Source organism: Streptomyces sp. NPDC057438 (genome assembly GCF_042802995.1).
GTDB lineage: Bacteria > Actinomycetota > Actinomycetes > Streptomycetales > Streptomycetaceae > Streptomyces.
The window spans coordinates 1-8151 of record NZ_JBHVDD010000165.1 but is presented as its reverse complement, the minus strand read 5'-3'; the positions used below and the strand labels follow the sequence as shown (position 1 = coordinate 8151).

Genomic DNA, 8151 nt, shown 5'->3' with positions numbered 1-8151 from the left:
GCCCGGCGGCGACCGGTAATCACGGTCGCCGCCGGGCTGTTCGGCCGCCGGTCAGGGTCACGGTCACACCAGCAGACGCAGCGGCTTGCGCAGCAGCTCTCCGACCGTGCGCAGATACTCAGCCGCGGGTGCTCCGTCGACGGCGCGGTGGTCGAACGTGAGACTCAGGGTCAGCACCCGGGTCCGCAGCGGCCGGTCGTCCCGCCACTCGACCCCGTCCCTGAGCGCGCCCACCCCGAGGATGGCGACATTGCCGGGGTTGATCACCGGGGTGAAGAAGTCCACGCCGTAGCCGCCCAGCGAGGTGACGGTGAAGGTGGCGCCCTCCAGCTGGTCCGGGCCGATACGCCCGTCGCGGGCGGCCCGCGCCAGCTCCTTCGACCGGCGGGCGATCTCCGGCAGGGGCAGTGCCGCCGCGTCCTCGATCACCGGGACCAGAAGGCCGCCCGGCACGGCCACGGCGAAGCCGAGGTGGATGGCGTCGAGCAGATGGACGCCGTCCTGGCGCACGGTGGCGTTGAGCAGCGGGTGTTCGCGCAGGGCCAGCGCGGCGGCCTTCAGCAGGAAGTCGTTGAGGCTGGGGACGGGGAGGTCGCCGTCGGCCCATTCCTCCTTGAGCCGGTCCCGCAGGGTCACCACGGCGTCCATCCGCACCTCGTACCCGTGGGTCAGCTGCGCCATCTCCTGGAGGCTGGCGTGCATCCGGCGGGCGATGGTGCCGCGCATCCCAGTGAGGGGGAGGACGTCTCCCGGCCGGGGCGGTGCGGTGTTCCTGCGGACGGACACCGGTGCGGGCGCCGGTGTCGGCGCCGGCGTGACGGGGTCGAGGTCGGACCTGCGGATCCGGCCGCCGGGCCCGGTGCCGTTCACGTCCGCGAGGTCGATGCCGCGCTCCTTCGCCAGACGGCGGACCAGCGGCGAGACGGGGAGGGCGGGGGCGGACGCCGGGGCAGGAGCAGGAGCAGGGGCAGCGGCGGCGGCTTCGGCGAGGAACTCCTCCACGTCCTCGGAGACGATCCGTCCGCCGGGTCCGGTGCCGCGTACGACGGTGAGGTCGACGCCGGCCCCGGACGCCACCCGTCGGGCGTTCGGCGAGGCGAGGAGCCGGCCGCCTGGGGCGCGGGCGGCGGGGGTGTCGCCGAGCGAGGAGACGGCCGCCGCCGCGTCCGGGGCGGCCGTCGGCGCGGTGGCGGTGGAACCGGACCCGGCCGGCATCGGCGTACCGGTCGGGTCCGGCGGCTGTTCGCCCTCGGCCAGCAGCCAGCCGATGAGCGCTCCGGCGGGGAGGGTGGTGCCCGCCGGGACCAGCGGGTGGAGCCGGCCCCCGGCCTCGGCCTCGACGTCCACGTCGACCTTGTCGGTGGCCAGCCGCAGCAGCGCGTCGCCCTCCGCGACGGCCGCGCCGGTGGGCACGAGCCATGCGTCGATCGTGCCTTCCTGCATGGTCAGACCGATCTTCGGCAGCAGAACCTCGACCGCCACGTCGGTCACGCCCTTTCGAGGAGGCGCCGGCAGCCCTGGGCGATCCGGACGCGATCGGGAACGTAGGCCTTCTCCAGGACCGGGGAGAACGGCACCGGGGAGAAGGGGGCGCCGATCCTGAGGACCGGCGCGTCGAGGTGGTCGAAGGCCGCGTCCTGGATCTGGGCGGCTATCTCCGCGCCGAGCCCGCCGAAGGTGACGGCCTCGTGCACCACGAGGGCCCGGTTGGTGCGGCGCACGGAGGCGAACATGGTCTCGGTGTCCAGGGGCTGCACGGTACGCGGGTCGATCACCTCGATCTCCACGCCCTCGGCGGCGAGTTCGTCGGCCGCCGCGAGGGCCTCGCCCACCATGCGGCCCAGCGCGATCACGGTGACGTCGGACCCCGGCCGGGCGGTGTGCGCACGGCCCAGCGGGATGCCGTAGATCTCCTCGGGCACCTCGCCGGTACTGCCGAGCAGGACCTTGTTGAGCATCACGACGACCGGGTTGTCGTCCCTGATCGCCGCGACGGTGAGCCCCTTGGCGGTGTACGCGTCGGACGGCATCACCACCTTGAGGCCGGGCACATGGGCGAGCCAGGCCTCCAGGCTCTGGCTGTGCTGGGCGGCGGCGCCCAGGCCCGCTCCGGAGGCGGTGGTGATGGTCAGCGGGACGGACACCGAGCCGCCGAACATGTACTTCATCTTGGCGGCCTGGTTGACGATCTGGTCGAGGCAGACGCCGATGAAGTCCATGAACATCAGGTCGACGACGGGCCGCAGTCCGCGCGCGGCGGCTCCCACCCCGAGGCCGACCAGGGCGGCCTCGGAGATCGGGGTGTCGATCATGCGGCGGGGACCGAACTCGTCGAGCAGGTTGTCGAACATGCGGAAGACGCCGCCGTATCCGGCCACGTCCTCGCCGGCGACGAAGACGTTCTCGTCCTCGCGCATGGCCTGCGCGAGCCCTTCGTTGAAGGCCTTGACGTAGGTGAGTTTGCGGGCCGTGCCTTCCGGGGCGGCGGCCTGTGCTTCGGTGCGGGTGGTCATGGCGGTCATCCCGAGTAGACGTTGGCCAGCAGGTCGGCGGTGTCGGGCAGGGGGCTCGTCTCGGCGTACGCGATGGCCTCGGCGATCTCCTCGCGGGTGCGCCGCCAGGTGTCGTCCAGCTCCGCGCGGGTGGCGGTGCCGTCGGCGAGGGCGCGGGCTTCGAGCAGGTCGATGGGGTCACGGGCCCTCCACTCGGCGACCTCCTCGTCCGAGCGGTAGGGGTGGCGCAGTCCCTTGACACCCTGGTGGTCGTAGAAGCGGTAGGTCTTGGCCTCGATCATCATGGGACCGCCGCCGGAGCGGGCCCGCTCGACGGCCTCTCCGGCGGCCCGGTGGACGGCGACGGCGTCCATGCCGTCGACGACGACGCTGGGCATGCCGTAGGCGGCCGCCCGCTCGGCCACGTCGGTGAGCAGCATGTGCCTCGACTGGGGCGTGAACTCGGCGTAGCCGTTGTTCTCACAGACGAAGACGACGGGCAGGTCGAGGACGGCGGCCATGTTGGCGCCCTCGTGGAAGGCGCCGATGTTCGTGGCACCGTCGCCGAAGAAGGTCACGGCGACGCTGTCCTCGCCCTTGTACCGGGCGGCGAAGGCGGCGCCCACCGCGATCGGGACACCCGCTCCGACGATCCCGTTGGCGCCGAGCATGCCGCGGGTGACGTCGTTGATGTGCATGCTTCCGCCGCGGCCGAGGCAGGCGCCGGTGACCCGGCCGTACAGTTCGGCGTACATCTCCCGCAGGCCCACCCCCTTGGCCACGGCGTGCCCGTGTCCGCGGTGGGTGGAGGTGATCTGGTCGTCGTCGCGCAGGGCGGCCATCACTCCGGCGGCCACGGCTTCCTGGCCGACATAGAGATGCAGGAAGCCGGGCAGTTTGCCGGCCTCCATGAGCTTGCCCGCCTCGGTCTCGAAGAGCCGGATACGCACCATGCGTTCGTGGAGATCCTTGATGACCCGCGCGGTGACCTGCGCGGACTTCTTCGACGCCGTCGACGCTCGTTGAGCCATCGTCCGCCCCTTCGCCCGAGGGAAGTTGCCAAGCAATCGGACTTACTTGTGCCGGTCTACAGTAACCAGCATGGGGCACCTTACTGAACATGGTCTCTAATTACTACGCCCCGGACCGGGCTCCTGCCCCCGCGTGTCCACCAGCTCCACGGCATTGCCCTCCGGATCCGACCAGAAGCTGACCCGCCGCCCCCGCGCCAGGACGACCACCGGGTCCGACAGGGGCCGGGCACCGGCGGCCGCCAGCGCTCCGATCACCGGGTCCATGTCGTCGAGATGGAAGGTCAGGTACGACAGCCCCGGCCGCACGGCCGGGCCGAGCACCCCGGCCGGCGACGCCACCGGCGCCGGGAGTGACGGGGGTGACGAGGGAAGGAGCAACTTCACGCACCCTCCGGAGGGCACCTGGAGCCAGACCACGACCAGCCCACCGCCGAGGCCCGCCGGACCGCCGACGGACTCCGGCACCCGCGAGCGGCGCACGGTGCGGCACCCGAGCACGTCACCGTAGAAGCGCTCCATCGCCTCCAAGTCCCGCACCACCACGCCCACCTCGAACGGCAGGGTCATGCCCACCACACCCACCCCCACGGGACACCGAGCGGCCACTTCGCCACTTTCTATTGACAGACCACACTAAGTCCTGTTGTCGTTTCGGACACAGCCCAGCTGTCGCATTCCGAAGCCGGTCACCGGCTCGCGGCTGGGAGGATTGTGAGGACATCGTGGTCCAGACCAGTTCGCCGGAGATACGGGAGACGGACGCCGGGAGCGAGCCGCGCTCGGCCCCCTCGGCCCCCTCGACTCCCGACTACTCCTCGTGGATCAGCCGGGACCGGTCCACCGACGCCGCGTCCGTGGAGATGCGGCGGGAGGCCGCCGAGCTCGTCGAACGCGTGATGGCGCACTACCGCGACGGCACGACGCACCAGGCGGACGGCCAGTGGACGGAACCCGTCGCCCATTACCTCGACGCCGACCGCTGGCGCCGGGAGACGGACGCCGTCCACCGCACCGTCCCGCTGCCGCTCGCCATGTCCTGCGAGCTGCCCGGCCCCCACACCTACAAAGCGATCGACGTCCTCGGCGTCCCGGTGCTGATCACCCGGGACCGCCAGGGCGCCGTGCACGCCATGATCAACGCCTGCCGGCACCGGGGCGCCCGGCTCCTGGAACCCGGGTGCGGCGTCTCCAAACGGCTGACCTGCCCCTACCACTCCTGGTCCTACGACCTCAGCGGTGAACTGCGTGGTGTGTACGCCGAGAAGACCTTCGGCGAGGTCCCGCGCGGGGGGCGCGGCCTCGTCACGCTGCCCGCCGGGGAGCGGGCCGGCATCGTCTTCGTCTCACTGGACCCGGCCGCCGAACCCGACCTGGACGCCTGGCTGGGCGACCTGCAGCCCCTGCTGGAAGGGCTGCGGCTGGCGGAGTGCCACCACTACTCCACCGGCGAACTGACCAGCCCGAACTGGAAGGTCACCCTCGACGGATACCTGGAGACCTACCACTTCGCCTCGCTGCACCCGAAGACGGTGTTCGAGACGAACCTCTCCAACATGATGGCCCACGACACCTGGGGCCCCCACCAGCGCATCGCCCCCGCCCTGCGCCCGATCGCGCAGGCGGTCGAGCTGCCCCCGGACCAGCGTGACCCGGGCGACTGCGTGGGCCCCATCTACTGGCTCTTCCCCGGCCTGGCGATCGCCGGCGGCTGGCGGCAGAAGATCGCCGTCTCCCTGGTGCTTCCCCGGACGGCCACCGAGTCGGTGACCCAGCAGATCATCCTGCTGCGGGAACCGGCGGTCACCGAGGAGGAGCGCCAGGCCGCCGACCGGTTCGGCGAGTGGTTCCACGAGGTGGTCCGCGACGAGGACTACGCGACCACCTACGGAGTCCAGAAGGGCCTCGCCGCCCTCGACGGGACCGACTTCGTCTTCGGACGCAACGAGCCCGGACTCCAGCACTTCCACCGCACCATCCACCAGTCCCTGGACAGAGCCGCAGGCGCCACCAGGTGACGAACCAACCACACTCGCGGGAGAACACCATGGTGGCCAAGGGCAGCCTCGACGGACGTGTCGCGGTGATCACGGGCAGCACGCGCAGCATCGGCCGCGCCATCGCCGAGGGATTCCTCGCCGACGGCGCCACGGTCGTCGTCAGCGGCCGCAGCGAGCTCAAGGGCAAGCAGGCACTGGAGGAACTGGACGCCGGGGACCGGGCCGTCTTCCACCCCTGCGACGCCAACAGCCAGGAGGACATCGAGAACCTCGCGGACTTCGCCGCCGAGCGCTTCGGACGGCTCGACATCTGGGTCAACAACGCCGGCGGCACCTCGGGCTTCGCCCCGATCCACCAGCTCAGCGACGATGCCTGGCACGACGCCCTCAAGCTGAACCTCAACGCCTACTTCTACGGCACCCGGCGCGCCCTGCCGGCCATGCTGGCGGCCGGCTGGGGACGCATCATCAACATCTCCTCCGTCGAGGGCAAGCAGGCCAACAAGCCGGCGATCAGCCACTACATCACCAACAAGCACGCGATCCACGGCCTGACGAAGGCGACCGCCTTCGAGTACGGCACCCAGGGCATCACCTGCAACGCCATCTGTCCCGGCGCCGTCGACACCGACCTGATGCGGGCCGCGGGACCGGCCGCGGCGGAGGCCGAGGGCATCACGTACGAGGAGTGGCTGAACCGCTTCGCGGAGCACGCGGCCACCAAGCGGATCACCACCGTGGAACAGATCGCGGCCGTCGCCTCCCTCCTCGCCGGCGACGCCGGCGCCGGTATCACGGGCACGCTGATCAGCGTGGACGGCGGAACGGCCCAGTGGTAGGCAGCGGGACGGACGGCGGGAGACCTTCGGTCATGAAGAGCTGGATCACGGACGGGCAGCGCAGTGAGCGGCTGCCCCACTACACCCGGGCCAACGCGGGCGAGACCCTTCCGGAACCGGCCAGCCCGCTCGGCTGGACCCTGGTCTGGGGGCGCGGTCTGCACGGCTGGCGCAAGGGCTTCGTCGGCTTCGGGATCTACCACGAGGAAGAGGTGGCCGGGCCCTGGCCGCCGTTCGCCGGGATGTTCGGCGGCTACTTCTACCTCAACCTGTCGCACATGCGGCTGTTCGGCATCCGTATGGGACAGACGGCGGACCAGATCGACGCCGCCTTCGTCGGCCGGCGCTCCGACACCCCCGTCTACACGGCGCACCCCGACGACCAGGATCCGGAGTTGACCGCCAAGGCCGGCGGCACGCTCCAGCGGATGCTCGGCCAGAGCGGCTTCCCCGAGGCGGACGCCGACCAGGGGCGGCTGCGCCGCCTGCGCCGCGACCGTCCTGACCTGTCCGGGCTCGCGGACGACCGACTTCTCGCGCACGCGCGGTCGTTGCTGGACGAGGTGGAGACGACCTTCCGGCGGCACGTCGAGTCGTCGCTGCCCGCGTCCGTCGGACCCGCCATCCTCGGTCCGCTGTGCGAGAGCGTGGGCCGCCCCGGCGCCATGCTGGACCTCATCGGCGGTCTCGGCGACGTCGACTCGGCCTCCCCCTCGGACGGGCTGTGGACGCTGTCCCGCCAGGTCGCGGCGTCCACGGAACTGACCGCGCTGTTCGACGAGGGCCCGGCCGCCGTGGAACGGGCGCTCGACGGGGCGGTCGGGGACGTGAAGGCGTTCCGTGACGCGTTCGAGGAGTTCCTGGCCGCGTCCGGCGACCGCGGCCCCAACGAGTGGGACATCCACGCCCTGTCCTGGGAGGCGGCGCCCGTCCAGGCCCTGGCCCTGGTCGACCGGATCCGGCACAGCGCCGCCGACGACTCCCCGGCCGCCCGGCGCGCCCGGCTCACCGAGAGCCGCGAGCGGACCGCGCGGGAGATCCGGGAGGCGTTGCCCGAGGACACGCGGCCGATGTTCGACGCCGGTATGCACGCCTCGAAGGTGTGGATCCCGGCCCGCGAACGCACCAAGGCCAACTGCGTGACCGTCGTCAACGAGATCCGGATGGCGGTACGGGAGCTGGGTCGCCGCGGTGTCGAAGCGGGGCGCTTCGCCCGGCCCGAGGACGTGATGATGCTGCTGGACACCGAACTCGACGACTACGTCGCCGACCCGGAGCCGTTCGGACCGGTCATCGCGCAACGGCTGCGGGAGTACGCCGCGCTGCACGAGTTGGAGCCGCCGTTCTTCATCGCCGACGACGCCCGGACGGCGCTCGACACCTGGCCGCGCCGCGCCGAGGAACAGACCGAGTCCGCGGTCGAGGGTGACGTGCTCAGCGGCGTGGGCGGGAGCCACGGCACCTACACCGGCCGGGTCCGGGTGGTCACCGACCCCGCCTCGTGCGAGGCGCTGGAGCCAGGGGAGGTGCTGGTCGCGCCGATCACCGACGCGGCCTGGACACCCCTGTTCCTGGTCGCCGGAGCGGCCGTCGTGGACGTGGGCGCGCTCAACAGCCACGCCGTCGTGGTGTGCCGCGAGCTGGGCATCCCCGCCGTCATCTCCGTCGAGGGCGGAACGCGCAGACTGCGGGACGGCATGATGATCACGGTCGACGGGGGCAAGGGCACCGTCACCGTGGACGGTGTCCCGGCGCCACTGGGCGTCTGAGAAGCACGTGGGCCCGCCGC

The 8151-nt window shown here is 71.9% G+C and carries 7 protein-coding genes; 3 read left to right on the top strand and 4 right to left on the bottom strand.

The window, feature by feature from the left end; translation table 11 throughout:
• Nucleotides 1-63 precede the first annotated feature (63 nt).
• The 4 genes from ACFU5F_RS41635 to ACFU5F_RS41620 all read right to left on the bottom strand — a co-directional run bounded on the left by ACFU5F_RS41635 (nt 64) and on the right by ACFU5F_RS41620 (nt 4093).
• Complete coding sequence (locus ACFU5F_RS41635; protein ID WP_383898803.1) at nt 64-1491, bottom strand: dihydrolipoamide acetyltransferase family protein; 1428 nt, start codon at nt 1489-1491, stop codon at nt 64-66.
• Nucleotides 1488-2513 carry an alpha-ketoacid dehydrogenase subunit beta gene (locus tag ACFU5F_RS41630; RefSeq protein WP_383898801.1) on the bottom strand — a complete coding sequence of 342 codons (1026 nt, stop codon included), beginning with the start codon at nt 2511-2513 and terminating at the stop codon, nt 1488-1490. The genes ACFU5F_RS41635 and ACFU5F_RS41630 overlap by 4 nt, the downstream gene beginning before the upstream one ends.
• 5 nt (nt 2514-2518) lie before the next feature.
• The gene (locus tag ACFU5F_RS41625) at nt 2519-3523 is read right to left on the bottom strand and encodes a thiamine pyrophosphate-dependent dehydrogenase E1 component subunit alpha (RefSeq protein ID WP_383898799.1); all 1005 of its coding nucleotides are present in this window, start codon (nt 3521-3523) and stop codon (nt 2519-2521) included.
• A 96-nt stretch (nt 3524-3619) separates the two neighbouring features.
• Nucleotides 3620-4093, bottom strand: a complete 474-nt coding sequence (locus tag ACFU5F_RS41620) for a VOC family protein (RefSeq protein WP_383898797.1) — start codon at nt 4091-4093, stop codon at nt 3620-3622.
• A 155-nt stretch (nt 4094-4248) separates the two neighbouring features.
• On the opposite strand from ACFU5F_RS41620, the gene ACFU5F_RS41615 reads away from it, so the two are divergent.
• Genes ACFU5F_RS41615 through ACFU5F_RS41605 form a run of 3 tightly spaced genes read left to right on the top strand, consistent with a single transcriptional unit; the run spans nt 4249 to nt 8131 of the window.
• On the top strand, nt 4249-5541 hold the full coding sequence (locus ACFU5F_RS41615) for an aromatic ring-hydroxylating dioxygenase subunit alpha (protein ID WP_383898796.1): 1293 nt from the start codon (nt 4249-4251) through the stop codon (nt 5539-5541).
• A complete protein-coding gene (locus tag ACFU5F_RS41610) occupies nt 5538-6362 on the top strand; it encodes an SDR family NAD(P)-dependent oxidoreductase (protein WP_383898794.1) in 825 nt (274 codons plus the stop codon). The genes ACFU5F_RS41615 and ACFU5F_RS41610 overlap by 4 nt, the downstream gene beginning before the upstream one ends.
• A gap of 32 nt (nt 6363-6394) precedes the next feature.
• Nucleotides 6395-8131, top strand: coding sequence for a PEP-utilizing enzyme (locus tag ACFU5F_RS41605; protein ID WP_383898792.1), 1737 nt, complete (start codon nt 6395-6397; stop codon nt 8129-8131).
• The last annotated feature ends 20 nt before the right edge of the window (nt 8132-8151 follow it).

Excerpts from the sequence above, each read along its gene's own strand:
- ACFU5F_RS41630 (WP_383898801.1), bottom strand. The coding sequence starts at position 2,513 with ATGACCACCCGCACCGAAGCACAGGCCGCCGCCCCGGAAGGCACGGCC.
- ACFU5F_RS41625 (WP_383898799.1), bottom strand. The coding sequence starts at position 3,523 with ATGGCTCAACGAGCGTCGACGGCGTCGAAGAAGTCCGCGCAGGTCACC.
- ACFU5F_RS41620 (WP_383898797.1), bottom strand. The coding sequence starts at position 4,093 with ATGACCCTGCCGTTCGAGGTGGGCGTGGTGGTGCGGGACTTGGAGGCG.
- ACFU5F_RS41605 (WP_383898792.1), top strand. The coding sequence starts at position 6,395 with ATGAAGAGCTGGATCACGGACGGGCAGCGCAGTGAGCGGCTGCCCCAC.